This is a genomic window from Tatumella ptyseos ATCC 33301, from assembly GCF_000735525.1.
Taxonomy (GTDB): domain Bacteria; phylum Pseudomonadota; class Gammaproteobacteria; order Enterobacterales; family Enterobacteriaceae; genus Tatumella; species Tatumella ptyseos.
On sequence record NZ_JMPR01000023.1, the window covers coordinates 1 to 23,868 of the forward strand.

At 49.1% G+C, this 23,868-nt stretch carries 23 protein-coding genes; 12 read left to right on the forward strand and 11 right to left on the reverse strand.

From position 1 onward, the window contains the following. Window positions 1–498 precede the first annotated feature (498 nt). A complete protein-coding gene (locus tag GTPT_RS06565) occupies window positions 499–2,784 on the reverse strand; it encodes a heavy metal translocating P-type ATPase (protein WP_081671493.1) in 2,286 nt (761 codons plus the stop codon). A gap of 79 nt (window positions 2,785–2,863) precedes the next feature. Here GTPT_RS06565 and cadR point away from each other — a divergent pair, with 79 nt between their 5' ends. From cadR to GTPT_RS06585, 4 genes are all read left to right on the forward strand, one after another. Continuing rightward, window positions 2,864–3,307 (forward strand): Cd(II)/Pb(II)-responsive transcriptional regulator, encoded by a 444-nt coding sequence (cadR, locus tag GTPT_RS06570; RefSeq protein WP_025903759.1) that lies wholly within the window; start codon window positions 2,864–2,866, stop codon window positions 3,305–3,307. A 154-nt stretch (window positions 3,308–3,461) separates the two neighbouring features. Continuing rightward, window positions 3,462–4,343: an extracellular solute-binding protein gene (locus tag GTPT_RS06575; protein ID WP_038011102.1), complete on the forward strand. Its 882-nt coding sequence runs from the start codon at window positions 3,462–3,464 to the stop codon at window positions 4,341–4,343. Window positions 4,344–4,346: 3 nt separating this feature from the next. Further along, on the forward strand, window positions 4,347–5,129 hold the full coding sequence (locus GTPT_RS06580) for a molybdate ABC transporter permease subunit (RefSeq protein WP_051170943.1): 783 nt from the start codon (window positions 4,347–4,349) through the stop codon (window positions 5,127–5,129). A gap of 167 nt (window positions 5,130–5,296) precedes the next feature. After that, window positions 5,297–5,899, forward strand: coding sequence for an RBBP9/YdeN family alpha/beta hydrolase (locus GTPT_RS06585; protein ID WP_029991583.1), 603 nt, complete (start codon window positions 5,297–5,299; stop codon window positions 5,897–5,899). A gap of 533 nt (window positions 5,900–6,432) precedes the next feature. Here the strand turns inward: GTPT_RS06585 and GTPT_RS17640 are convergent. Next, window positions 6,433–6,603 (reverse strand): hypothetical protein, encoded by a 171-nt coding sequence (locus GTPT_RS17640; RefSeq protein ID WP_025903755.1) that lies wholly within the window; start codon window positions 6,601–6,603, stop codon window positions 6,433–6,435. 234 nt (window positions 6,604–6,837) lie between these two features. Between GTPT_RS17640 and GTPT_RS06595 the strand changes: the two genes are divergently transcribed. Beyond that, complete coding sequence (locus GTPT_RS06595; RefSeq protein ID WP_025903754.1) at window positions 6,838–7,833, forward strand: LacI family DNA-binding transcriptional regulator; 996 nt, start codon at window positions 6,838–6,840, stop codon at window positions 7,831–7,833. Window positions 7,834–7,838: 5 nt separating this feature from the next. On the opposite strand, the gene GTPT_RS06600 is transcribed toward GTPT_RS06595, so the two are convergent. From GTPT_RS06600 to GTPT_RS06615, 4 genes are all read right to left on the reverse strand, one after another. After that, complete coding sequence (locus tag GTPT_RS06600) at window positions 7,839–9,233, reverse strand: glycoside hydrolase family 32 protein (RefSeq protein WP_029991582.1); 1,395 nt, start codon at window positions 9,231–9,233, stop codon at window positions 7,839–7,841. A 348-nt stretch (window positions 9,234–9,581) separates the two neighbouring features. After that, window positions 9,582–10,439: a PA4780 family RIO1-like protein kinase gene (locus GTPT_RS06605; RefSeq protein WP_029991580.1), complete on the reverse strand. Its 858-nt coding sequence runs from the start codon at window positions 10,437–10,439 to the stop codon at window positions 9,582–9,584. A 511-nt stretch (window positions 10,440–10,950) separates the two neighbouring features. Then, a complete protein-coding gene (locus tag GTPT_RS06610; protein WP_029991579.1) occupies window positions 10,951–12,258 on the reverse strand; it encodes a histidine-type phosphatase in 1,308 nt (435 codons plus the stop codon). A gap of 18 nt (window positions 12,259–12,276) precedes the next feature. Continuing rightward, on the reverse strand, window positions 12,277–12,972 hold the full coding sequence (locus GTPT_RS06615) for an oligogalacturonate-specific porin KdgM family protein (RefSeq protein ID WP_038011100.1): 696 nt from the start codon (window positions 12,970–12,972) through the stop codon (window positions 12,277–12,279). A 174-nt stretch (window positions 12,973–13,146) separates the two neighbouring features. On the opposite strand from GTPT_RS06615, the gene GTPT_RS06620 reads away from it, so the two are divergent. From GTPT_RS06620 to GTPT_RS06635, 4 genes are read left to right on the forward strand one after another with little or no spacing between them, the layout of a single operon-like run. After that, the gene (locus GTPT_RS06620; RefSeq protein ID WP_029990317.1) at window positions 13,147–13,392 is read left to right on the forward strand and encodes a hypothetical protein; all 246 of its coding nucleotides are present in this window, start codon (window positions 13,147–13,149) and stop codon (window positions 13,390–13,392) included. A 26-nt stretch (window positions 13,393–13,418) separates the two neighbouring features. Continuing rightward, window positions 13,419–13,742 (forward strand): antibiotic biosynthesis monooxygenase family protein, encoded by a 324-nt coding sequence (locus tag GTPT_RS06625; protein WP_025903748.1) that lies wholly within the window; start codon window positions 13,419–13,421, stop codon window positions 13,740–13,742. Continuing rightward, window positions 13,735–14,124, forward strand: coding sequence for an amino acid-binding protein (locus GTPT_RS06630; RefSeq protein ID WP_025903747.1), 390 nt, complete (start codon window positions 13,735–13,737; stop codon window positions 14,122–14,124). Before GTPT_RS06625 ends, GTPT_RS06630 begins: the two co-directional genes overlap by 8 nt. Beyond that, complete coding sequence (locus GTPT_RS06635; protein ID WP_029990318.1) at window positions 14,125–14,832, forward strand: ArsR/SmtB family transcription factor; 708 nt, start codon at window positions 14,125–14,127, stop codon at window positions 14,830–14,832. 261 nt (window positions 14,833–15,093) lie between these two features. On the opposite strand, the gene GTPT_RS06640 is transcribed toward GTPT_RS06635, so the two are convergent. Further along, window positions 15,094–16,311, reverse strand: a complete 1,218-nt coding sequence (locus GTPT_RS06640; protein ID WP_025903745.1) for an MFS transporter — start codon at window positions 16,309–16,311, stop codon at window positions 15,094–15,096. A 13-nt stretch (window positions 16,312–16,324) separates the two neighbouring features. After that, window positions 16,325–17,143: an MBL fold metallo-hydrolase gene (locus GTPT_RS06645; protein WP_025903744.1), complete on the reverse strand. Its 819-nt coding sequence runs from the start codon at window positions 17,141–17,143 to the stop codon at window positions 16,325–16,327. A 557-nt stretch (window positions 17,144–17,700) separates the two neighbouring features. On the opposite strand from GTPT_RS06645, the gene GTPT_RS06650 reads away from it, so the two are divergent. Next, window positions 17,701–18,564: a MurR/RpiR family transcriptional regulator gene (locus tag GTPT_RS06650; RefSeq protein WP_029990319.1), complete on the forward strand. Its 864-nt coding sequence runs from the start codon at window positions 17,701–17,703 to the stop codon at window positions 18,562–18,564. An 88-nt stretch (window positions 18,565–18,652) separates the two neighbouring features. Here the strand turns inward: GTPT_RS06650 and GTPT_RS06655 are convergent, their stop codons facing one another. The 3 genes from GTPT_RS06655 to GTPT_RS06665 all read right to left on the reverse strand — a co-directional run bounded on the left by GTPT_RS06655 (window position 18,653) and on the right by GTPT_RS06665 (window position 22,137). Beyond that, complete coding sequence (locus tag GTPT_RS06655) at window positions 18,653–20,143, reverse strand: sodium:solute symporter family protein (protein ID WP_029990320.1); 1,491 nt, start codon at window positions 20,141–20,143, stop codon at window positions 18,653–18,655. A 152-nt stretch (window positions 20,144–20,295) separates the two neighbouring features. Beyond that, the gene (locus GTPT_RS06660) at window positions 20,296–20,688 is read right to left on the reverse strand and encodes a RidA family protein (protein ID WP_029990321.1); all 393 of its coding nucleotides are present in this window, start codon (window positions 20,686–20,688) and stop codon (window positions 20,296–20,298) included. 9 nt (window positions 20,689–20,697) lie between these two features. Next, window positions 20,698–22,137, reverse strand: coding sequence for an N-acyl-D-amino-acid deacylase family protein (locus GTPT_RS06665; RefSeq protein ID WP_029990322.1), 1,440 nt, complete (start codon window positions 22,135–22,137; stop codon window positions 20,698–20,700). Between the two features lie 200 nt (window positions 22,138–22,337). Between GTPT_RS06665 and GTPT_RS06670 the strand changes: the two genes are divergently transcribed. After that, window positions 22,338–23,558 (forward strand): amino acid deaminase, encoded by a 1,221-nt coding sequence (locus GTPT_RS06670; protein WP_029990323.1) that lies wholly within the window; start codon window positions 22,338–22,340, stop codon window positions 23,556–23,558. A 192-nt stretch (window positions 23,559–23,750) separates the two neighbouring features. Then, window positions 23,751–23,868 (forward strand): transposase (locus GTPT_RS16955; RefSeq protein ID WP_029990324.1); only part of this gene is annotated, 118 nt, incomplete at its 3' end.

Genomic DNA, 23,868 nt, shown 5'->3' on the forward strand with positions numbered 1-23,868 from the left:
CTGAATAAAGGGGGAAGGTCATAATCACGGCGTCCAGCATCTCTGATACCATCTTCTGGGCGCCTTCGGCAGATGGCTGATAACTGCAATCTGCTGTTCCAGCCATGAAGCGTGGCCTCGCCTGGACGGTGCGTTCTCTGCTTCTTCTGCCGGTAATCCTTCCAGCAAAACCGAAAGTAACTTCGCAACAGCGAGCTGTGACCGGGCTCCCGCCGCGATGTAAAACCGGTAATGACAGCGGGAAAAGTGCTGTTAAACTGCGCGGACGGATAACGCAGGGAAAGCGGAATGACACGGTTAAGGAAGGCCATGTGCTGGCTGCTGTGCGCGGTGATGTTCACAGGGGCTGTAGCGTGTACGGGGGAAAAGGCGCGTCGTCCCTGCCGCTCCCTGCCTTCATCGCGTGCCGTGTGCGCGGGGGCAAATGGCCGTTAAGCGGCGCTGGTTTGTGCAGTCTCTGTAAGCCCCCCATAACGCCGCCGTCGGTCCTCACTGATTTCATGCTTTTTTTGCTTCTGTTCCGCGAAGTATGCGCAATCCGTTAGCGACCACCAACAGACTGGCACCGACATCAGCAAATACGGCCATCCATAAGGTTCCGGATCCACACAGGGTCATGATCAGAAAGACCAGTTTGATCATCAGCGCCAGCGAAATGTTTTGGGTCAGGATCCGGCCAGTCCGCCGGGACAAACGAACAAACGCAGGGATTTTTCGCAAATCATCATCCATTAATGCCACATCAGCCGTTTCGATAGCTGTATCGGTGCCCGCCATCCCCATCGCAAAGCCGATATCTGCCCGTGCCAGTGCCGGAGTGTCATTGATGCCGTCACCGGCCATACCGGTCACACCTTTCCGGCAATACTCTTCAATGGCCTGTAATTTATCCTCTGGCAGCTGTTCAGAACGGGCATGATCAATGCCGACCTGGCGGGCAATTTCTTCCACAGCAAAGGCATTATCACCGGACAGCAACAGGGTTTTGATACCCAGCTGATGCAGTTCAGCAATCGCCTGGCGGCTGCTCTCTTTCACCGTATCTGCCAGCGCAAACACAGCTAATAGTCCGGCCTGACTGCCTAAAAAGACCAGCGTTTTTCCCTGACGTTCCAGCGCTTCGTAGCGCTCTTCATTATCAGTAACATCAATTCCCTGGTGACTCAGCAGCCGGCGATTCCCCAGCCAGTATTGTTTTCCGTCTATCACACCGGTGATCCCCTGACCGGTGATTGCCGAGAAGGCCTCAACCGGCAACCGGGACTCGTTATTACTGTAACGCACCAGGGCTTCTGACATCGGGTGGTCAGATAATCCGGAAAGACTCCCGGCCAGCATCATGACCCGGGCCGCGTCCGGAGTATCGCCACTCAATACATCCGTGACTTCAGGCTGACCGTGTGTCAGCGTACCGGTTTTATCCAGTGCCAGCCATTTCAGCTTACGTCCCTGCTCGATATACATACCACCTTTGATCAATATCCCCTGACGTGCGGCTGCCGTGAGGCTACTGACCAGTGTGACGGGCGTCGAGATCACCAGAGCGCAGGGACAGGCAATCACCAGCATCACCAGCGCATTGTAGATCCACACAGACCAGGATTGCGCAAAGAGCAGCGGCGGTATGACGGCAAAGACGATGGCCAGCAGGAAAATTACCGGGGTATAGATCCGGGCGAACTGATCGACAAAACGCTGGGTAGGGGCTTTGCTGGCACGGGCAGACTCCACTGAACGAATGATCCGTGCGAGAGTGGTTTCTTTGACCGTCGATGTGACTTTGTAGTCAAAACTACCGGACTCATTGAATGTGCCGGCAAAGACGGCGTCATCGGCTTTCTTTTCTGCCGGCAGACTTTCTCCGGTAATGGCTGACTGATTGATGGTGGAATGGCCGCTGATAATGACTCCGTCGAGGCCGATTTTCTCACCTGGCTTAACCCGTACAATAGCCGATAACGGTACCTCTCCCGGCTGCATTTGCTGCCAGCTGCCGTCAGGTTGCTGTACATTCATCCATTCAGGCGCCAGCCGGAGTAAGGTATCAATCGCATTTCTGGCTTTATCGAGTGCTTTAGCTTCGATTAACTCGGCAACATTGAACAGCACCATAACCATCGCGGCTTCCGGCCACTGACGGAGTAAAATGGCCCCGGTCACTGCAACACTCATCAACGCATTAATATTGAGGTTCAGGTTTTTAACGGCAATCCAGCCTTTTTTATAGGTTTTCAGGCCGGAAAGTAATACGGCAATGATGGCGAAAGCTGCCTGTAACCCTTCCGGAAACCGGAACCAGTGCAGAACTTCTGCACTGAATGCCAGCACAGCGGCAATGACCAGCGGCCAGTAATTTACCTGAGCCGCAGGACGCGGAGCATGTGTTGCCGTGTTATCCGGGAGTTCAGGTTCAAAGCCCAGAGAACGGATAGCCTGCAGTACCGGCTCCAGGGCATCAGGACGATGCGTGACCGTGAGAACCCGCTCTATCAGATCAAACTTCAGGTCTGTCACGCCTGCCATACCAGAGAGCTTACCGGTGATCAGGTTCTCTTCTACCGGGCAGTCCATCTGCATAATCCGGATAGCCGTAACATTACCTTCTGCAAGCGTTACGCTCGCCGGGATCGGTGATAACACAGGCTCAGCCGTCGTACAGCAATGACCGCCGGCGTGCCGGTGCTCCGGTTCAGGGACGATACGCTGTATCGCCGGTATTTTTTTAGAGGGCTGTGAGGTGTTACAGGCTGAGGAATTCCTGTTATTTTTATTTGTATTGTTCATTTTTCATCCCATCGGGTGTAACCTGGTAGTTACAGTAAAAACCCTGAAGCCAGTATAGGGTCAAGAGGCGGAGGAAAAAATGAGGATAGGTGAGCTTGCCAGGCAGTCGTTATGCAGTGTTGCAACCATTCGTTATTATGAGCGGGAAGGGTTGCTGCCTGAGGCCCTCAGGGATCAGACAAACAATTACCGCGACTATACCCCCCGGCATCTGGAAACGCTGATGTTTATCCGGCGCTGCCGTGCGCTGGATATGGCACAGGATGAAATAAAGCGCCTGTTACAGGCTCGCAGTCAGCCTGAAGCCGGTTGTGAAGTGATTAATCAGTTAATCGATGAACACCGCTCACATGTGCAGGCCAGAATTGCCGAGCTGGTGGAGCTTGAAAAGCAGTTAAGTGAGTTACAGACGTTTTGCCATGATAATTTACCCACCCGGGATTGCGGTATTCTTAAAGAACTGGAACAGCCTGTGTCAGAGGCTCAGTTGCCGGGAGGGAAACATATCAGCAGTACACATTGATCTGAAACAATCTCCCGTCGCACTGTTCGATTATTAAGCATAAACAGATTGTATTTCTGACAGGATCTTCCGATAATCGCTATGTAATTCATTATATAGCGGAAGGATAAAAGGGATGTCTAAGTGTAAGTTAATCTGTTCGTTAGCCGTTATTATGTCGGTTAGTCTTCCTGCGCTGGCCTCAGAAAATATTCGTGTCACCTATGCCGGTTCAATGGGGAAAGTGATGGACCAGGTACTGGGTCCGGCCTTTGCACAGCAGCAGAAAGGAGAGTATCAGGGACAGGGACAGGGCGCTTACGGGATGGCCCGGTTACTGGCCAGCCATAAAATTACCGCCGATGTTTTTGTATCAATTACGCCAGGTCCGATGCAGATCCTGAAGGATGCCGGCCTGATTGATAATGCCGTCCCGGTCGCCAGTACCAGTATGGTCATTGCTTATAGTCCTAAAGGTAAATATGCCACTGAGTTTGCCGCCGCTGATAAAAAACAGGACGGAAGCTGGTTAAACGTACTGGCGAAGCCAGGACTGCAGTTTGGCCGTACCGATCCTTATCTGGATCCCAAAGGTCAGAACATCGTCTTTACCCTGTTGCTGGCTGAAAAATATTATCAGAAGCCAGGCATCGCGGAGCAGGTGATGGGATCGGTACAGAATCCACGCCAGGTGCACCTTGAAGGCGGTTTACTGAGCCGTCTGGAAAGCGGGCAGGTGGATGCGGCGGCCGGATATGAGAGTGAAGTGATCTCTGCCAAACTGCCTTATGTCAAACTCCCGGACGAAATTAACCTGAGTAATCCGCAAATGGCGAAGCAATGGTATGACAATGTCAGCTTTACCATTAAAGACAGTAAAGGACAGGATAAAGAACTGCACACCCAGCCCCTGGTCTATTATGCGGCCGTGCTGAAAAACGCGCCGGACGGTATGGCACAGGGACAGAAATTTGTCGATTTCATGTTATCTGAGCAGGGACAAAAATTACTGCAAGCCAGCGGATATGCCAGTCCGAAAGGCAATGCCCTTTACTGATCCATGAAATTACTGAGATCGCGGTGGTCACTGTTACCCGTGCTGGCTCTGCCGGCACTGGTTTTGCTGGCACTGCCGTTTGCTACGTTGCTGGGGATCACCCCCTGGAGACACTTTAGTCTCGCCTATGGTGACAGTAATGCCGTGATGGTCTCCATAGGTTACGGCTTACTGGCATTATTACTGATCGTTATTATCGGGTTACCGCTTGCCTGGTGGCTGGCGACATCGGGTGGTAAAGGAGGTGTCAGACGTATCGCTGAGATACTGGTGTTACTGCCGCTGATGACCCCGCCTCTGGCGATGGGGATATTATTGATTTCTGCGCTGGGGCCTTACAGTCTGCCAGGAAAATGGCTGGCCGCGGTGGGTGTGACGCTGGTGAATAACCCGCTGGCCTTTGTACTGGCGCAGATTTATGGCGGCTTACCTTATTTTATCGTCACCGCTCGTTCTGCTTTTTCGGCCGTACCGGCCGCGATCCTGGAAGCCGGCAGAACGCTGGGAGCCGGGCCACTTCAACGCTTCCGGCTTCTGGTGCTGCCTTTATCGGCTTCAGGACTGGCCTCAGCGGTTGCGCTGGCCTGGGTTCGGGCGGTAGGCGAGTTTGGTATTGTGATGATTTTTGCTTATTTCCCGCAGGGAATGCCGGTCAAACTCTATACTAATTTACAGAATGATGGTGTGGATGCTGTATATACCCTGGTATGGATCCTGCTTTTGGTCACGCTGCCGGTACCTTTGCTGTGTTTTATGCAAACAGCAAAACGTGAACGAATGAAATAATGGCAGGCTTTGTGTTGTTGCCCGGTGCGGCGACTGCCTGCCATATTCTCTTTTGGTTGTATGCTTTGCATATTTTTCAAGTTGCGAAAGTCCGTCGCGGGAGACAGACTGCTGCAAACTATTCTGTCCCCGCAGGCGTTATTCAGGGATCCTGAGGAGAATGAGCGATGGCATCACGACTATTTATTGTGCACGGATATATGGCTGCACCCGATCATCACTGGTTTAACTGGCTGAAACAGCAGGCTGAGCAGGCAGGTATCTCTGTTACCGTCCCCCAATTACCGGCTTCACATACGCCGGATCCTGACGCCTGGCTTTCTGCACTGGAAGAAGATATCGGCAGGCCGGATGAACATACCTGGCTTATCGGACACAGCCTGGGATGTATTACTTTGCTGAATTATCTGACTCAACGCCATCCGGAAGCTTTCGCCGGAGGGCTGCTGCTGGTTGCCGGGTTTAGCGAACCGGTGCCCGGGCTGGAAGAACTGAGTGCCTTTACCCGCCCCCCGGTCAATGGCGCTTCAGTGATCCGCCGGGTAAAGCAACGTGCAGTGATCGCATCGCTGAATGACGATATTGTACCCGCCGAATATTCTTTACGACTGAGTCAGCAATTAGCGGCCCGTTTTTACGGATTGCCTGAACACGGACATTTTCAGAGGAGCGATGGTGTGGTCACGTTCCCTCTGGCCGCAGATCTGTTAGGGCAGTTTGGGGCGCTGAAAGTGACGACTGAGGAAATCTCCTTCTGCAATAAATGCTGACTCGTTCTCCCGCTGACGCCATCGGCAACGTAAGGTCAGCTTTTTCATTTTTTTATCATACAGAGATGAAGTATTGAGAAAATTCATCTATAGCACTGTATCCTCGCACCGATGACTCCGGATGGAGAAGGGCATAAAAATTACCTGCCGGGTGCGCACGTCGGGGATAGTGTTTGATATTTTGAGAATGATTTAAATACTCACTGAACGGATGAAAAATAACGGTCGATGGACAACACAGTAATATCTTAATAACACCGGGGATGAAGAAGACGATACTCTCTGACGGGAGAATGCATAGTTAGCGGGGTTATCACAGGTGAGTTGATTATTGTATGACATCTCACGGTTATTAAATGAAGAAAGAGTTAATTTTATTTTTTGTGTTTTGTGAACAGATGTCCGAATTATAACGTTTTCAGCAGTGTTTAAAAACAGGTATGCCAGCCGAAGTCTGGTAATTATTACCGGGGAATGTAAGCAAACGCAGGTGCCGGGGGGAATGACCGGAGCCGGTAAAGGCTCCGGATAAATCAGCCCTGAGGTCCGCCGGCAGGACCGTGACCCAGAGGGCCGCCTGGTACGGATTGTCCGCTCGGTGCTACGGGTCTGCCATGATCTACCGCATCGCTGTGATACTGACATCCCGCCAGCGCAGCCAGTGCAACCAGTACTAATAATCCTTTTGTGGCATTGTTAATCATAATTCACCCTTAATTTATATTAATGAATTTTCATGGAACCAAATAAAGCGTAGTTTACTATTAATGATTCTGCAAAATATCACTTCAGGGCATTTCATTTCACCTCCCGGATATACCGGAATGATGAAGAAGTGACAGTGGGTAGCACTAAGTAAGGACAGAGGCAGGGGCAATTCAAGACAGTGTCAGTGAGTTTTGCTAAAGTGCCTGCATCAGACAAAGAACGGATGATTTATGGTTTCATTAAAAGATGTTGCGCGCCTTGCCGGTGTCTCAATGATGACAGTGTCACGGGTCATTCATAATAGTGATTCGGTACGGCCGGATACGCGGGAAAAAGTCTCCCGGGCCATTGAAGCCCTGAATTATGTGCCGGATCTCTCCGCCCGTAAAATGCGAGGAAAGGGACGCCAATCCTCGACCCTCGCAGTACTGGCTCAGGACACGGCTACAACACCTTTTTCTGTCGATATACTACTGGCGATTGAACAGACCGCGATTGAGGCTGGCTGGAATTGTTTTCTGATTAATATCTTTTCAGATAAGGATGCAGCACGAGCGACCCGTCAGCTGTTGTCACACCGGCCGGACGGTATCATCTATACCACCATGGGCTTACGGCAGGTAACCCTGCCTTCATCGCTGCGCGACAGAAACATTGTACTGGCAAACTGCCTCAGCACGGATCCTGAACTGCCTGCCTATATCCCTGATGATTACCACGCTCAGTATGAGGCAACCGAATATCTGATCCGTGCCGGTTACCGGCGTCCGCTCTGTGTCTGGTTGCCTGAAGGGGCTCCGGCTACCGGCCCCAGACGCCAGGGGTTCGAAGATGCCTGGAAAGCTGCGGGCCGGGAGCTCGAACCTGTCGCGCAATATTATATGGCCAGGGGAGATCAGTATGGCACGGATCTGGTTGCTATCCTCGAGCCCTGGCTGCGGGAAGGCACGCCATCATTCGATGTTCTGATCTGTGGTAATGATCGTGCTGCTTTTGTCGCCTATCAGATCCTGCTAGCCCGCGGGCTCAGGATCCCGCAGGATGTTGCGGTGCTGGGCTTTGATAATCTTGTCGGGGTAGGGCACCTTTTCCTGCCGCCGCTGACGACAGTCCAGCTTCCCCATGACATTATCGGCAGGGAAGCTGCCTTACACATTATTGAAGGGCGTCAGATCAGTGGCCAGCAACGGATCCCTTGTCCGTTACTGATTCGGGAGTCGGCGTGAAAGTATTAACTGAGTTCCGATAGCTCCCCCCGGATCAGCAATGCTTCTCCTTCTGCAGCATACAGTGAAAGCTTGCGATCATTTTCCCCGGGATAAATCCGTGCGGACAACACCTGTCCGCCATCATTAATAAAAACTTCAAGCGATGAAATATCGATGAATACCCGTAGTGTTATGCAGGATCCTGTCGGCAGCGGGATACGCTGCGGATCATTCGGATGTTCATCAGGGGGGCTGCGGTACAAAGTTAACCATCCGGCTTGTTGATCAATCATCAAGGTTGTCCCTGAGCCCAGCTGTAATCCGTACGTCTTTGCGTCGGAGTGTTCCGTATCCCAGCACAGCTCCGCTTCAATCGCCAGGGCATTATCATGGATAACGCAGTGGGCGGAGATCCTGCCTGCCTGAAGTGAGTGAGTCTGCCGGCGTAAATTTCTGACTTCCCGGGCGGGTTGCTGGAGCCATTTTCCACCGGATCCTGTGAGCTCGCGGGGAAGGCTCATATAACCGGCCCAGCCTTGCGGCAACGTCGGGATGGCTGCTCCCGGGGTTTGCATGCTGGCGATAAGTATTCTTCTTCCGTCAGGCGTCAGGCAACTTAGCGGTGCTGAAAAATCCTGTCCCCTGCTTACTGGCGGCACAGTCTTAATATAATGATGAGTTTCTTCTGATCCGATCGGTGATATCTGCCGGGGATCCAGCCCGTCAGGATCATCCCCCGGGCCCGATGCCGTCAGTAATAGCAATTGATCTTCAATAAAGCGATCCGCATATCCCCGGACCGGGCTTCTTACCGATAGGGTACTTCCGACCAGAGTCCAGTCTGTTAATGAATTTCCCCGGTAAATCAGACAGTGTTCTGTATTTTGATCACTGCGGCCATTAACCACCATCCACCATTGCCCGGCTCGAAAGCAGACTTCCGGATCCCGGAACTCTGCGATCCCTGTGGGCGGGGAGAGGATCACACCTTGTTTTTCAAAACGGGCGCCGTCTTCGCTGGTGGCAAGGCATAACGACTGTCCTGCCATAGACTGGCAGGGGGATGTTTTCTGGCCGGTATAGATCAGTGATAAGTGACCATTATCATTGATGGCGCAACCGGAGGAGCAGCCACCAATATCGGCTTCTGTGTCCGGAGCCAGGGCAAGTGGTTCATGGAACCAGCGGAGCAGATCTGTACTGGTGGCGTGCCCCCAGTACATCCGGCCGGGGTTTGCGCTTAGGGGATTATGCTGATAGAAAAAATGATATCTGTCGCCAAACCAGAGAAGACTATGGGGGACGCCCATCCGGCCGGCCGGCGGAGCAAGGTGATAGCGCGGGTAAAAAGCATTTCCGCGATGGATCATCTGTTTGGTCAGTGCAATCTGGGCGGCATACAGCGGAGAGAGGCTCATCTTTATTTCCGGAACGAGTGATTGTTAACGTTAACTTTTTTGTTCAGACAATGTCTAATCAGCACTCCGGATGATAAACGTAAATGTTAACGTTAACTATTTTTTTTGCAGACATTACCTGAGGCGCAGGTTCCCGATGTATGAACAGAAGTCATCAACGACACATCCTGCCGCCTGCTTCAGAGCAGGGATGTGTCGGTAAGCGCGGAAGCGAGCACAAGGGAGAGGGGATAAAACATAAACCGGCACGTTCAGATAGTTAAGAGCAGGAATCTATCAGACAGCATTACAGGCTTTCTGTCTGCAACGCCGTTATCCGGGGCTTGCCGTCAGGAAGTGAAAAAGAGGCTAGTCTTCCTCGTCACGGGCTTTGCTGGCCCGCAGTCGTTCATAATGCTCATCTTCTGCGGTAATAATTTCATCTAACAGGGAGTCCATATCCACCGTGTGAGTATCTTCTGTAAACAGCCCGGTCAGCGGGGTTTCAGGTGTTAATTTACCGTTTTCATAAAGCAGCCAGATCTCTTTCGCATACCGGGTATTCAATAGTTGCGGTGCAAACCGGCCATAGTAAGCGATAATATTCCCGACATCGCGGGCAAACATCGACTCAGCATGATTGTTCGCAGCTGCATCCACCGCCTGGGGCAGGTCAATGATCACCGGACCTTCAGCGGCCTGTAACACATTGAATTCTGATAAATCCCCGTGCACGATCCCGGCACACAGCATGCGGACAATATTACGGATCATGGTGTGGAAACCGGCCATTGCCTCTTCTTCGCTCAGGGCAACATCACTGAGACGAGGAGCCACAGCCCCCTGTACATCAGTCACCAGCTCCATCAGCAGCACACCATCAATGCACATATAAGGCTGAGGTACCCGGACTCCGGCATTATCCAGTCTGAAAAGTGCATCAACTTCCGCCGTCTGCCAGGTTTCTTCCTGCTGTTTGCGGCCGAACTTAGAGTTTTTTTGCATTGCGCGGGCACTTCGTGAGTTACGGACGTTACGTCCTTCACGGTAATGTACGGCCTGTTTGAAGCTACGTTGAGTGGTTTCTTTATAGACTTTGGCACAACGGATTTCTTCACCACAAAGCACGGTATATACATCGGCCTCTTTACCGCTTTTCAGGCGCTGAAGTACTGCATCGATCATTCCGTCATCAATGAGTGGCTGAATTCTGTGGGGAATTTTCATGCGGCGTTATACCTTATTCAAGCCGTTATTCTTAGCAATAACACAGAAGCAGATACTGTAAAAACGGGCAGTGTATGGATGAAGTTTTTCTGATTATACCGGATAAAAGTGTCTTTTGGATCTCTCCGTTAAACTCATAAGTAATAACGATTGTTGATTCAAAACAAATTATTACCCTGCAGCGCGTTGGCCCGGACCCTCCGCCCGGGCCGGCGGTAGCCCCGGGACAGGACCCCGGGCATCCGTCATGGTGAGGTTTCAGAGAGAACAGGACGCTGCCGGACGACGTGCCGCAGAGCCGTACATAGCATAATCGTTGGTGATGTGAACCGGGGTAACCCTCCGCCGTCGTCCGGAGCGATTTGTTACCCTCATAGCCTTTCAGCGGGCGTACCTTGAGTCAATCCGGGCGGGCGTGCTTCTCCCTTATTCCGGTACAGGGATAAGCGGTTTTACTGTTAACAGCGAATGAGTCGCGGTTCACCGCTGGCTGGCAGGGTGAAGGCACCATTTACTGAAAAACCGGCAGATCTTTACCGTCATTAACCAGATGCGCTTTCGCCAGTTGCGTAAATACATTCAGCGGACATAATTCCCCGACGGCGGTTTCCCGGCATCCGGAGTGTCTGAATTCTGCGACCGGCAAAGGGTCCTGCGCATTCAACGGCGAAAGCTGACGCCATTGGTCTAATGTTCTGGCGGTGAAGGTCAGACGTATAAACCGTTGTCCGGTCTGTGTATCCAGATATCGCCCGATGATCAGCGCCCCGCCAGGCGGAATATCGTTCCGGGGGTAAAGCGGCAGCTGCCAGTTAAAACCGAGCATCGTCTGGATTTGCGCAATATTCGTATCATGAGCAGCAAAGATAACCAGAGGACTCTGCAAAGGGTCATTGTCTGATCTCAGCGATGTATTGCTTCCCTGACGTGGGGTAAACGCACGGATTATCTGGCGCATTAATAGCGAACCGCCATGGCTGGCATTTTCCAGGGTGTCACTGATAAGATCATATTTGGCCGCATGTAACGCCATCAGGTCACTGACCTGACGGGCATTTCTGGCATGACCAAAGGCAACCTCTGACAGTGGCAGGTTTTCGCTATATTGCAGCCGAATAGTTTCTCCGATATTAGCCCCTTCGGAAAGCGGTCCGCCTGATTTTACTTTGCCATGTTCGCTGATATTGATTTTCCAGGGATTATCAAGAAACCGGCAACTGTTTATCGTTTCTGCACAGACGGCCTGTCGTAAATCAGCCACTGCTTTCCGGTAGGTTTTTTCTGCCCGGGCAGCAGAACCCAGTCTTTCTTCAATCTGCTGATAGACTTTATCTTTATCCGGTGCGGCTATACCCATAGCAACGGTATCAAATAATGGATCAGCTTTATGTGCAGTGAAATGTATCGGTATTCCGCAGCCCGGAAACATCCCATCCAGTAATGCGGTGCCGGTGGCTTTGGTTCGCTGAGAGGGTGATGTCCATACCCAGACATTCCCGGCGGCCGGACAGCCCGCAGTTTCATTTAACGGTAATCCGGCGGTCCGCCATGTTTTCAGCAGCCAGGCCCCCTGAGCCAGCATACCGGCGTAACCATGGCCGGTTAGAAATCCGTCCGGGACACTCCATTCCGGCCATAGCAGACCGGTGGCTTTATCCAGGCTGGCGGTATTAGTTTGTGGTCTGACACCGTGCCGTATCAGCATAACAACTTTCTCTAACTGATAACGATCATTATCTGCGGGCGCGGCCTGAGAGCAGGGGGCCAGACCGGAGCAAAGGCTGGCAAGCAGCAGGTTAATCGTGAGTATTTTTTTCATCACTATCCCCGGGGATCATTAAAATTCATACGAAATACCGGTAATAAATTCGGTTTGTCGTTGAGAAGAGCTTTTCGATAAGGAGACGTTCTTCACGCCGATATAGGGTAACCAATGATGGGTGAGCTGATAACCCGCCTTCACTTCCTGCTCAGTATCCTGTTTTTTATTATTATATAAATTTTCATTACCGTGATACCAGGTAAAGGTATAACTTAATTTGAAATCATCAATTTTCTGTGAAATCTCACTGTCAATCCGGTCAACACGTTTTATCGGCTTGTTCTCTTCATCAGCAATTTCTTTACGGTAGCGGAAAGAGAGGCGGGTATTATCAGAGAGATGATATTTTAATTTCAGAGAAGGTTTATATTTTTTCTCATGGTCTTTAATTTCATAAACCATGGCGGGTTCGATACCGGTATTTTCTGTCAGTTTATAGGTGTAATTGAGTTTGACTTCTTTCTCTGCCAGTTTACGCCGATCGGTGAAGTTACCTGAATCACCATTATCCTTTTCTTCAGGGTGAAACTTCATTTTTGCCCCGATCCCGATACCTGACCGGAAGGTATGAGAGAGCGTCAGTACATCTGTATGTTCTTTGGTGAGGTCTTCATATTTATGTTTGTAATCTAATTCCAGTGCCAGAGCAGAATGTGTCATAAACAGCAAGCTGGTCAGTGTGATACATGCAACTGTATTTTTTTTAAGCATGGTTGTTTTTCCCGGAGGTATATTGAGCAGCTGAAAGTTACGGATTAACTGTTGCTCTTATATTTCAGCGTAAAGGCAGTTTTGTGACAGGTTGCGTCATGCAGGGAGATATATTTTTCACAGGAAAGCAGAGGTCCGGAATATGCTATTTAATAGTTCTTTCGGTAGAGTGAAATGTTTTATTTTGAAGCTTTTATTCGTGCCTCCGCAGAGTTTTATCATAGTGAGAACTATTCCATAGCGGCATCCGAAAGCATGGCTTTTTCTTTTTCGGGAACGGAGCAACATCAGTGGATTTATTCACTTCCTTCACTACCTGATGCGGCAATCGAACAGATAACTGCAGCACACGCCGCTGATGGCCGGAAGACATATTTCGGTGCAGAACGAAGCATCACTTTCCTTCCGGTAATAACATGAGTGCAACTTCCCGAAGGAGATATAATATGATAGCCGTACTTTTTGAAGCAGACATCCAGGCTCAGTCACAGGAAAGATATCTTGAACTTGCCTCTGCACTGAAACCGATGCTGGCGGAAATCCCTGGATTTATTGCGATTGAACGGTTCCGCAGTCTGAATGACCCTGAGAAAATACTGTCCCTTTCCTGGTGGGAGGATGAGGGCGCTGTGCTGAGGTGGAAAAGTCATGCACTGCATCTGCAAGCTCAGGAAGAAGGTAAGCGGTCTGTATTCTCCTCATACAGGATACGTGTTGCCAGTGTCTGTCGTGATTATTCTTCGGAGAGGAGGTCACTTCCGCATGTATAACCTTCATATCATCTTACGCAATACTCCGGGAGAACTGGCGACGATGGGCCGGTTACTGGGGCAGAACCAGATTGGGCTTGAAGGGGGCGGAGTATTTACGGTGGGCGAAGAAGGGCATGCGCATTTTCTGGTTGAAAAGGGGGAAAGTGCGCGCGAAGTGCTGACAGAGGCAGGGTTTGATGTCAGAAGCGTATGCCGGCCACTGATCAGAAAATTATCACAGGAAACGCCGGGAGAACTGGGTGAAATTGCCAATACACTGGCGCAGTGTGGTGTGAACATTCTGGTACAATACAGTGACCACCATAACAGGCTGATACTGCTGACCGATAATGACAAGCGGGCCGCTGAAGCGACAAGACGATGGGAAACCGGTATTTAAATGGCACACGGGAAACATGGACTAAAAATTGAGGCGGATGACTCGCTGGAGCAAGCCATGTCAGTCTTTGCCGCGGCTATCGCCGATCCCTCCAGAGCCAGTATTTTATGTGCACTGATGGATGGCAGAGCCTGGACGGCAACAGAGCTAAGCATGGTTGCCGATGTCGCTCCCTCGACTGCCAGCGGCCATCTGACCCGTCTGTTGAATAATGGACTGGTTGTCTGCCTGATGCAGGGGCGTCATCGTTATTACAGTCTCGCCGGGACGCACATTGCCGGGTTGCTGGAAAATCTGATGGGCGTTTCTGTGCAAATCCGCCATACAGCCGTGACCCGGGCACCCGTACCGTTGCGATATGCCCGTACCTGTTACGATCATCTTGCAGGCGAACTTGCCGTAAACATCTATGATGCACTGCTGCGGGAGAAATGGATAGTTGCTGACGGTAGCTCACTGACTGCAGCAGGAAAGGCGCACTTTACTGAAATGGGCGTGGTAATGGATCCCCGTTCCCGGCGCAAGCCCTGCTGCGCATGTCTTGACTGGAGTGAAAGACGCTTTCATCTGGGGGGCAGCGCCGGTTCAGGTTTATTGTCGCTGTTCGAAACGAAAGGGTGGATCCACCGTACCGTCGGCTATCGTGAAGTCCGGGTTACCGAAAGTGGCAGCAGCGCATTACCCCGCTGGTTTAATCTGAACTCTTAATTATCAAACCGGGTGTTCTGCTCCGGTAATATCAGATGCGGTGTCTCTGTCAGACATAGAGACACTGAAGCCAAATAATTTATCTTAACCCGGGGAAGCGCTGGTTTGATCCCTTCAATGCTCCCTCCCGAAACAAACGCTACAACTCTCCTGGCGACAGTGTGTCCGGATGTAACCACTCTGCACCTCACGGCAGAGGGAATATGCGGTTTATATTTTTCTGTTGCTGCAGCCATTTTTGTGTGTTCCGGGAGGTTTGTGTCAGGCCGTCGGAACTTTCTTTCCGGAAAGATCATCTTTAAAGAAAATCAGGAAGAACACGACAACGATGCCAGCGATCATCGCTGAGAATAGCCAGAAGTTTTCCCATTGCGGTAATGCTTCCGGCCCTTGCTCTGTCACCGTACTGTTGAATATCTGCCCACAGAGGGTAGAGGCGAATAACAAGCCTATACCGTTGGAGACGATGAAACGCAGGCTCTGCGCCTGAGCTTTAATTTCGGGCTGCGCTTTACGATCCACATAGATATCGCCGACGGTGAAAAAGAAGTCCCAGCAAAAACCTTGCAGCATCAGGCCAATCAGGACGAACATCATATTGGCGTCCAACGCGGCCTGAGAAAATAACAACGAGCGGATTATCCAGCAGACGGCGCCCAACAGCAGCGTCACTTTGAAACCGGCTTTCAGCAGGACGAATGACAGCAGGAACATAAAGATAACTTCGCAGGCGACTCCTGCCTGCATCATTGATGCCGCGTTATCAACACCGAGCGCTTTCAGGAAGACCGGGATATAAGCGGAATAAGCAGTTTTAGGGATCATCAACACAAAGATAGTCAGCATCAGAATCGAGAAATTGCGATCTCTGAACAGTGATAATGCATCCAGGCATAATAAATCACGCAGGACGAAGGTTCGTCCTTTCGCCTTTGGCGGGGTATCCGGTAGGGTAAAACAGTATAATCCCAGAGCCACGGCGGAGGCGGAAGCGATATACCATGTTGTGGTATCGCCCGAGTAGCCCATCTGGCCGATGATAAAACCAATCACCATAAAACCGAATGTACCGAAGACACGAATAACCGGAAAATACTTCACGCCATTAATATGGCTGAAACTAATGCTGTTGGCCAGGGCCGTCGTAGGGTAAAACAGTAAGCCAACAAAGAAGATCATCATCAGCGTCATGGGGGTGTTATGCGCTTCAATAAACTGTGGCACACAGAGGATCACTCCTGCGTTAATCAGGTGCAGGGTCGCCATTACCTTTTGCGAGGCGAAGAAGCGATCGGCAACCATACCGATAAACAGCGGGGAAAGAATAGTAGCGAGACCCAGTAAAGCATAAGCAGTACCGATAATCGTCGCCATACCATAGCTACTAAGCACCAGCCCCATCGTCATATTCCACGCGCCCTGCATAAAGTACTGCACAAACATCATCACCAGAAGACGAGGTGTTTTATTCAAATCCATTTGATTAACCCTGCTAAATATTAATGGTCAGGCCGTCATAGGCCACGGTAATATTTTTATCGGCGCAAGCCGCTACAAGCTCTTCATGCAGCAGTTTTCCGGAGTGAGAGATATGTGATACCAAAATCTTGCTGCCGGCATGCAAACAGGCTATCGCACGCAGTTTTTCCCTGGCAGCAAAGACAGTCTCCAGGCTCATATGGTTATCGGTTCGGCTTTCGCCGTTATATCCGTATGTACATTCCAGTACCGCCAGATCGATTTTTTTCCCTGCCAGCCATTGCCAGGTGAGTTCAGGAAACCACCCTGAATCATGACCATAGAAGATCGCTTTCCCTTCTTTTTCAATGAACCAGGTATAGCAAAGCTCCCATTTTGCATGGTTTGCCAGTAGCGGAGTGATCCGGTAGCCACAGGTCTCTACAGTGACAAAAGGGACGAGACAGTGAAACCCGAATCGCTCATGGCTATAACCGGGTAATACTTCAGCCGCGCCGTTAATGGCACGATCGTTACCAAAGATATGCAACGGATGATCTATCTCAAACCCGTATCCTTCCATGCGGCTGAAGAGTTCTCCAACATTGAAGTGGTCGGGATGTGTATGGGTGAAGAGCAGAGTGGATATTGTCGTTGCATCTAAGTTGTCCCTCAGCAGTTGTTGGCTGAATTCGGGCGCGATATCGATCAGCAGTTCGTCGTCAATGATGACGGATGAATGTGTACGTAAATCTTTACCTTTAAGGATGCGGGCTTGCTGGCAGTGTGCACAGCGGCAGAACGGATTGGGGATCCCTTCAGAGGCTGCCGTTCCCAGAAAATGAATTTTCATTGCTTACTCTCCTATCTCCCTGAACGTTATCGGTATTCTTTGCTGCTCCCTGATGCAATAAAAATAAATCGGAACATATCAATTATGCTCTGTACCACGGTTGAAACAATGGTCTTTTGTTCTGAAGGTGATCCTCTTCAAGGAATAAATATTTACCAGGATAAAAATATTCTTCATTTTTATCTGCAGGTTAATCATTTTAAATAAAGAAGTAGTCGCGGAGATCCGCGAAACTCAGGGGCCTGGCAAAAGTTTAAGCTGAGGCAGAGTATTAATATTCTGAGCACTGTGAAGGAAAGTACGAGGTTGCATGACTATGCGGGGATATTTACAGTGACAGCTAAATGAATCCACAGAGTTAACTGTCGGTGCACATTTTTCGGAGGCTGTAATTTCCAGCCGTTTTTTCATGATTTTCTCCGGGCTTTTCTTCCTGCAGCGGTATGGGCGCGGTCGTCAGAGCTTGGGGCGGATTTAAATAAATGCCCTGCCTGCTGGCTTCGGAAGTAGTAGGACCTTATGATAGAGAATATTTTCTCCTCAACACAGTACTGAGAATGACTTCAACCATTGATATTATCTCCCTTATTTCCGAACGATTTGTCGAACTGACAGCTGCAGAAAAGCAAATTGCACAATTTATATTGGATGATATTGGCAAGGTAACAGAGATGCCGATTGCTGAAATTGCCCGTCTCACGGGCACCAGTCAGGCAACCGTCACCCGTTTTGCGAAGGCTCTGGGGTGTAAGGATGTCCGGGAACTCAAGCTTCGTCTTGCTCAGTCATTAGCTGTGGGGCAGCGTTTTATTCAGGATGTCCCAGACCTTGAAGGGGCTCAGGGTATCTATGAATCAATAATAAGCGTACTTGATATCAACAAGCGTGTGATCGATATGGATACCCTGAAGCAAGCCGTTGAGTGGTTGAAAGGTGCCCGCCAGATTTTATCTATAGGGATGGGAGGAGGGGCAACTATTTGCGCTCAGGAAGTTCAATATCGTTTCTTCCGCCTTGGACTGCCGGTTGTCAGTCAAAGTGATGGTTTACTGGTCAGAATGATGTGTTCTGCGGTTTCAGCTCAGGACGTCGTAGTCGTACTTTCGCTGGGTGGATACACCCCTGAAATTGTCGAGAGTGCTTCAATTGCCCGACAATATGGAGCCAAAGTTATTGCCATCACCCCCGGAGGCACTCCCGTGGCCAGCCAGGCCGATCTGTTGCTGCCTTTGTTAGTGAGAGAAAATGATTATATCTATAAGCCGAGTACGTCACGTTATGCCATGTTGGCTATGATCGATGTGCTCGCCAGTGAGTTAGCGGTTGCAGATAAAGCCCGGACCAAGGATCGCCTGCGTCGTATCAAATTATCTCTGGATAGTTATCGTGGTGGGATAGATCGTCAGCCATTGGGTGATTAAACAACACATCGGGATCGCTGGCGTATAACGGAATCCCTTCCGTGTATATACGTTGAACATCGTTATTGCGGCACGGTTTAAGTGAGAATCAAATACCTGGAGAGGTGTTGTACCTTCCAATCGAAGTTTTTGATGACTCAGACTGCCCTTCACGTTCCATAGTGATCTGCTGCAGTGCTTCTTCGCGACTTTTATTACAGACAGGAGTTAATAATGTCACAAAAACAGCACCAAGAAGGCTAAATAGCACTGATGGAATAATAGGGTTTCCCCAGAATTTCATCCAGTGACTATTTAGCAGGATCGCTACAGATGAGCCAGCGCCTACGGCTAATGCAGTGAGTGCTCCCTGCCAGTTAAAGCGGTTCCAGAACCTGCCAAGTAATGTGCAAATAAACATCCCTGACATGATCATTGATATCATTTTCGTAATGTAACTGATTATATTATCTGATGTCAGAGAGAACATCAGAGCAAGGCCGATAACCAGCACCAGAAAAAACCGGGATAACTTAATGACATTATTCTGCTTCGGCATATGCCCGGTCACTAAAGTATAAAGGTCACGAAGCATTATCGAAACGGCTGCAATCGCATCAGAGCTCCCGGATGACATATTTGCCGACATTCCGGCAAGCAATATCGCCATCGAGAGAAAGGGGGGAAGTAATTGTGTTGCATAAAGGAAAGCAAAACCGCTATTACTTAAATGAGAGTTCATCGTCCAGACAGCCATACCTATAATGGCCGGTAGAAATGAGAACATCAGATAAAGTAAACCTGTAATAATGAAAGAACGGCGTACGGATGAAACTGTTTTCGCTGAGTAAATACGTTGGCGGTATGATGGTGTTGCCAGCACACCGACTCCAATTACGGTAGCCAGAGATAAGGCCGGGATAATACCTAGTTTATCAACCGCAAACAAACTCTGTGCGGCCGGGGCTACAGCGTGCTGTATATTCCCCCAGCCACCGACATGATGTACGGCAAGTAAGGCCATCACTATAAAACCAAAAAATAAAATAACTGACTGAATTGTATCTATCCAGACGACGGCCGAATACCCACCAATTCCCACGTATACAATAAAAGCGCATGCAATAATTATTTTAGCTGTTTTTATGTCAAGTCCGCTTGCCCAGGAGAGGTATAGCCCGCCACCTAAAATATGAGCACCCAGCCATCCGATAGACGAAATGAAAATAAGTATCGCAACAAGATTTTTTATAAGCTTACTACCGCCAGTATAGTAGCAAATTTCTTCACTCATGGTCATAAAGCGAAATTTTCTGACGGGAGAAAAAAGCCATGCAAGCAAAAGGATACCGGCAGCTCCACCGACACCATACAACATGCCAGCCCACCCATTGCTATAACCGAAACCGACCGCACCGACACTTGAGCCGGTTCCGACCATGGTACCCACCGCCGACCCCAGTGTTAAAAAAAGAGGTAATGATCGACCACCGAGAAGAAAATCATCTCCGCTTTTTTTCTTCCGGGAAACATACCAGCCCAGGGTAATCATGGCGCATGCATATATGAAAAAACAACCTAGAAATAGCATATTATTCATCGCTCATATCCTGACATCATTAATAAGATATAAATATCATTGATGATGTGACTATTTATCGTAATAGCTTGTCTGGAAGGGAATTCAGACATTGCCAGTGTGGATAATCTCAGAAAAATCAGTGCGTAGTGTGATGTTGTCTGTTTGTATAATTACGTTTTTTTCGGATTGAAACAGGTAATGTCGACTTCTACTTTACAGTCCACGACCAAATCAGCGACACAGCAAATTCTTGCCGGAGGATATTCTGAAAAAAAATCATAAAATACTTTGTTAAATGATTGGAAATAACGAGGATCTGTCAATATTACTTTGACATGAACAATATTTTCCAGGGTAAAATTCGCGGCTTCCATAATATCCAGGCAGTTTTGTATTGCCAGGCGGCTTTGTTCAATAATACTTCCCTCCACAATTTCTCCCTTTACCATGGGAGTCTGTCCTGAAATATATAACCAGCCGCCAGCCTCTACTGCACTTGAGAAAGGTAAATGTTGGCCACCGGTACCAGTTGAGCCTTCTATGCCATAACGTTTAATACTCATATTTTCACCTCATTTATTGTTACGTCGCAGAAACCGGCCTGCACGCCCGGAGATTTTTTTATCCTTGCCATAACTCTTTTTACCATTCACCAGCACCAATTCAATTCCTTCAGCAGGTTGCTGCGGCTTGGTGAAACTAGCAACATCAATAACAGTATCCGGATTTAAAAGAACCAGGTCTGCATAGTATCCTTTCCTGATATACCCCCGATTTGATAACCGGAACCTGCTTGCTGATAAACCGGTCATTTTATGAATGGCTGTCGTTAATGGAAAAATCATTTTTTCCCGACAGTAATATCCAAGAACACGCGGGAATGCTCCCCAAAGCCTCGGATGTGGCATAGGATCGTTAGGAAGTCCGTCAGATCCGATCATCGTAGCCGGATAACTTAGTACTCTGCGGACGTCCTGTTCATCCATGTTGTAATAAATAGCCCCAGCCGGTTGCATAGCTTTGGCAGCACTGACTAAATCCGCTCCCCATAATGCTGCAATTTCTGTCAGTTTTTTTCCTGCATATTCCGGGTGAGGAGTTGACCACGTAATAACAATATCAAAGTCATCGGTGATCTGATTAAGGTCCAGAGTAGATGAGCTGGCTGAGTAAGGATAACAATCACAGGAAAGATCCTGGTGCTGCCGCATCTTATCGAAAAAGGCCAAGGTTTCTTTAGTACGTCCCCAGTTTTTGGCACCGGCACACTTGTGATGCGACACTACTACAGGGACATTTGCATGTTTACCTATACGGCAAGCTTCATCCAGTGCGTCAAGGATGGGCCCAAACTCAGAACGCAGATGTGTGGTGTATATGCCATCGACAGGGCCAAGTTCTGCGGCCAGAGCCATTACTTCTTCGGTGGTTGACTGGAAAGCGGTAGCATATGCAAGTCCTGTACTCATCCCAAGGGCACCCTGGTGAAGTGCGTCACGCAACTGCTTACACATGTTACTGATTTCTTCACCGGTCGCTGCGCGATGTAGGGAGTCCATATGATTATTTCGCAGTGTAGTGTGGCCAATAAGCGTGGCTACATTGACTACCGGTCGGGACTTTTCTACTGCCAGTCCATAAGCCTCTACTGTGGGATAACTAAAGTGTTGTTTCTCTCCTAATAAATTCATTGGGTCCGGGACATGGTCTTTAATGACGGCTCCGGCGGCGCTGATACCACAATTACCTACAATCACAGTTGTGATCCCCTGGCTTATTTTGGGGAGGTAGTCGGCAATTCTTATGACATTGGTATCATCATGGGTATGTACATCAATAAACCCGGGCGATAATACCCGACCTTCACCGTGAACCACATGAACCGCATCGCTCTCTATTACAGGGGCGATTTCTGTAATCCTGTCTCCTGTGACTGCGACATCTGCCTGATAGGCAGGGCTATCACTTCCATCAATAACGGTTACATTCCTGAAAAGCCAGTCTGGTTTCATATTACCCCGCATCTGTGCTGCCTTACCTTCAAGCTAACTATTTTTTTAGAAAAAAACAAAGCACTAAGTTCACTCCTGCCATACTACTTTATGATACTTTGATTCATAACTTATGAAATTAAAAATAAATATGTATATTTATCATTGTGTTGATAGGTTTTTTTTTATTTTACTTTTCACATAAAACAAATGGTGGTGTTATGAAGTATCATTCAGGCTACCCGGTTACACATAAATCTGCAGTAATGTTTTCTTCAGCCAATGTCCTCGATGAGGATGTTTGCTTACCGGCAGCGGTAATAAAAAAGACGGAATTAATCAATAACATCTCCTGGATGCAACGTTATGCTGATTCCCGTGGTGTCTCGCTGGCTCCGCATGGGAAAACAACCATGACCCCGTCAATTTTTCTGCAGCAGCAGCATGCTGGTGCATGGGCAATCGGGGTTGGCAGTATCTGGCAGGCAGGTATTGCGATGCAGTGTGGTATTAGCAGGGTATTGATGGCTAATCAGTTGGTAGGTAAGGGAAATATGCAGCTTGCCTCTGACCTGAAACTGCAATATCCACAGGTGGATTTTATTTGTTGTGTCGATAGCATCGAAAACGTGCGTACGCTTTCATATTTTTTTAGTGAGCATTATCAGACATTAGATGTTCTTATAGAAATTGGGGTGAATGGCGGTCGATGTGGATGTCGTGATACAGGAGACGCTCTGGCTCTGGCCCGTGAAATCGCTTGCTTACCGGGGCTGCGTTTACGCGGGCTTGAGTTATATGAAGGGGTTTTGCATGGCGAGGATGCTGAAGTGAAGATTCGAGAACTTCTAACTTCAGCGGTGACTTTAGCCTGTGATCTTGAGCCTTATGTCAGTGGTGAATTTATTCTGACAGGGGCTGGTACGGTATGGTATGACGTTGTGTGTGATGTCTGGCTTTCTGCGAGTAAGCCGTCCTCATGCCGGATTGTTATTCGTCCGGGCTGTTATATCACCCATGATCAAGGTATTTACGAAGTTGCTCATCGTAAATTACTGGCAAGAGATTCTGTAGCCTGTGAGCTCAGTGGTGATCTGGTCTCGGCGCTTGAGTTAGTCGCTCTCGTTCAGTCAGTTCCGGAGTCCGGATTAGCGGTGGTGAACTTCGGAAAAAGGGACAGTGCCTTCGATGCCGGATTACCCCTGGCCATCGCGCATTATCGTCATGGCAAAAAAATGATTGATCCGCAGGGTAGATTAACTACGTCGGGGATCATGGATCAGCACTCGATACTTCGGATGCCTGACGGGTATGATTTAAAGGTTGGTGATTTACTGGTCTTCAGTACATCCCACCCATGCCTGACTTTTGATAAATGGAAAAAAATATTACTGGTCGATGATAATTATTGTGTTATTGATGAGCTAAGCACAGGTTTTTAAATCGAAATGACCTCCCCCGATATCCGTGGCAGGTTAAAGCAGAGAGCCTGATCTTCGGGCATATTCTGCCGGAGTCAGGTTATTTAATGATGGATGCGGTTTGTAATAATTATGCAAGTATCCCTGTAAAAAGAACCATTCCCTTTTAGAGATCTTCCGACATACTGCATATGTTCCCTGAAGGAGATCGCTATGCGTAGAGCCAGATTTACCGAACATCAGGGTATAGCCGTTCTGAAGTCTGTTGAAGTAGGTCGAACGGTGAAGGATGTCTGCCGCGAGGCTGCAATTTCTGAAGCCAGCTATTATA

What these genes read in the sequence shown, in the direction of transcription:
- GTPT_RS06565 (WP_081671493.1), bottom strand. Translation starts at nt 2,784, where the DNA reads ATGAACAATACAAATAAAAATAACAGGAATTCCTCAGCCTGTAACACC.
- cadR (WP_025903759.1), top strand. Translation starts at nt 2,864, where the DNA reads ATGAGGATAGGTGAGCTTGCCAGGCAGTCGTTATGCAGTGTTGCAACC.
- GTPT_RS06575 (WP_038011102.1), top strand. Translation starts at nt 3,462, where the DNA reads ATGTCGGTTAGTCTTCCTGCGCTGGCCTCAGAAAATATTCGTGTCACC.
- GTPT_RS06580 (WP_051170943.1), top strand. Translation starts at nt 4,347, where the DNA reads ATGAAATTACTGAGATCGCGGTGGTCACTGTTACCCGTGCTGGCTCTG.
- GTPT_RS06585 (WP_029991583.1), top strand. Translation starts at nt 5,297, where the DNA reads ATGGCATCACGACTATTTATTGTGCACGGATATATGGCTGCACCCGAT.
- GTPT_RS17640 (WP_025903755.1), bottom strand. Translation starts at nt 6,603, where the DNA reads ATGATTAACAATGCCACAAAAGGATTATTAGTACTGGTTGCACTGGCT.
- GTPT_RS06595 (WP_025903754.1), top strand. Translation starts at nt 6,838, where the DNA reads ATGGTTTCATTAAAAGATGTTGCGCGCCTTGCCGGTGTCTCAATGATG.
- GTPT_RS06600 (WP_029991582.1), bottom strand. Translation starts at nt 9,233, where the DNA reads ATGAGCCTCTCTCCGCTGTATGCCGCCCAGATTGCACTGACCAAACAG.
- GTPT_RS06605 (WP_029991580.1), bottom strand. Translation starts at nt 10,439, where the DNA reads ATGAAAATTCCCCACAGAATTCAGCCACTCATTGATGACGGAATGATC.
- GTPT_RS06610 (WP_029991579.1), bottom strand. Translation starts at nt 12,258, where the DNA reads ATGAAAAAAATACTCACGATTAACCTGCTGCTTGCCAGCCTTTGCTCC.
- GTPT_RS06615 (WP_038011100.1), bottom strand. Translation starts at nt 12,972, where the DNA reads ATGCTTAAAAAAAATACAGTTGCATGTATCACACTGACCAGCTTGCTG.
- GTPT_RS06620 (WP_029990317.1), top strand. Translation starts at nt 13,147, where the DNA reads ATGTTTTATTTTGAAGCTTTTATTCGTGCCTCCGCAGAGTTTTATCAT.
- GTPT_RS06625 (WP_025903748.1), top strand. Translation starts at nt 13,419, where the DNA reads ATGATAGCCGTACTTTTTGAAGCAGACATCCAGGCTCAGTCACAGGAA.
- GTPT_RS06630 (WP_025903747.1), top strand. Translation starts at nt 13,735, where the DNA reads ATGTATAACCTTCATATCATCTTACGCAATACTCCGGGAGAACTGGCG.
- GTPT_RS06635 (WP_029990318.1), top strand. Translation starts at nt 14,125, where the DNA reads ATGGCACACGGGAAACATGGACTAAAAATTGAGGCGGATGACTCGCTG.
- GTPT_RS06640 (WP_025903745.1), bottom strand. Translation starts at nt 16,311, where the DNA reads ATGGATTTGAATAAAACACCTCGTCTTCTGGTGATGATGTTTGTGCAG.
- GTPT_RS06645 (WP_025903744.1), bottom strand. Translation starts at nt 17,143, where the DNA reads ATGAAAATTCATTTTCTGGGAACGGCAGCCTCTGAAGGGATCCCCAAT.
- GTPT_RS06650 (WP_029990319.1), top strand. Translation starts at nt 17,701, where the DNA reads ATGACTTCAACCATTGATATTATCTCCCTTATTTCCGAACGATTTGTC.
- GTPT_RS06655 (WP_029990320.1), bottom strand. Translation starts at nt 20,143, where the DNA reads ATGAATAATATGCTATTTCTAGGTTGTTTTTTCATATATGCATGCGCC.
- GTPT_RS06660 (WP_029990321.1), bottom strand. Translation starts at nt 20,688, where the DNA reads ATGAGTATTAAACGTTATGGCATAGAAGGCTCAACTGGTACCGGTGGC.
- GTPT_RS06665 (WP_029990322.1), bottom strand. Translation starts at nt 22,137, where the DNA reads ATGAAACCAGACTGGCTTTTCAGGAATGTAACCGTTATTGATGGAAGT.
- GTPT_RS06670 (WP_029990323.1), top strand. Translation starts at nt 22,338, where the DNA reads ATGAAGTATCATTCAGGCTACCCGGTTACACATAAATCTGCAGTAATG.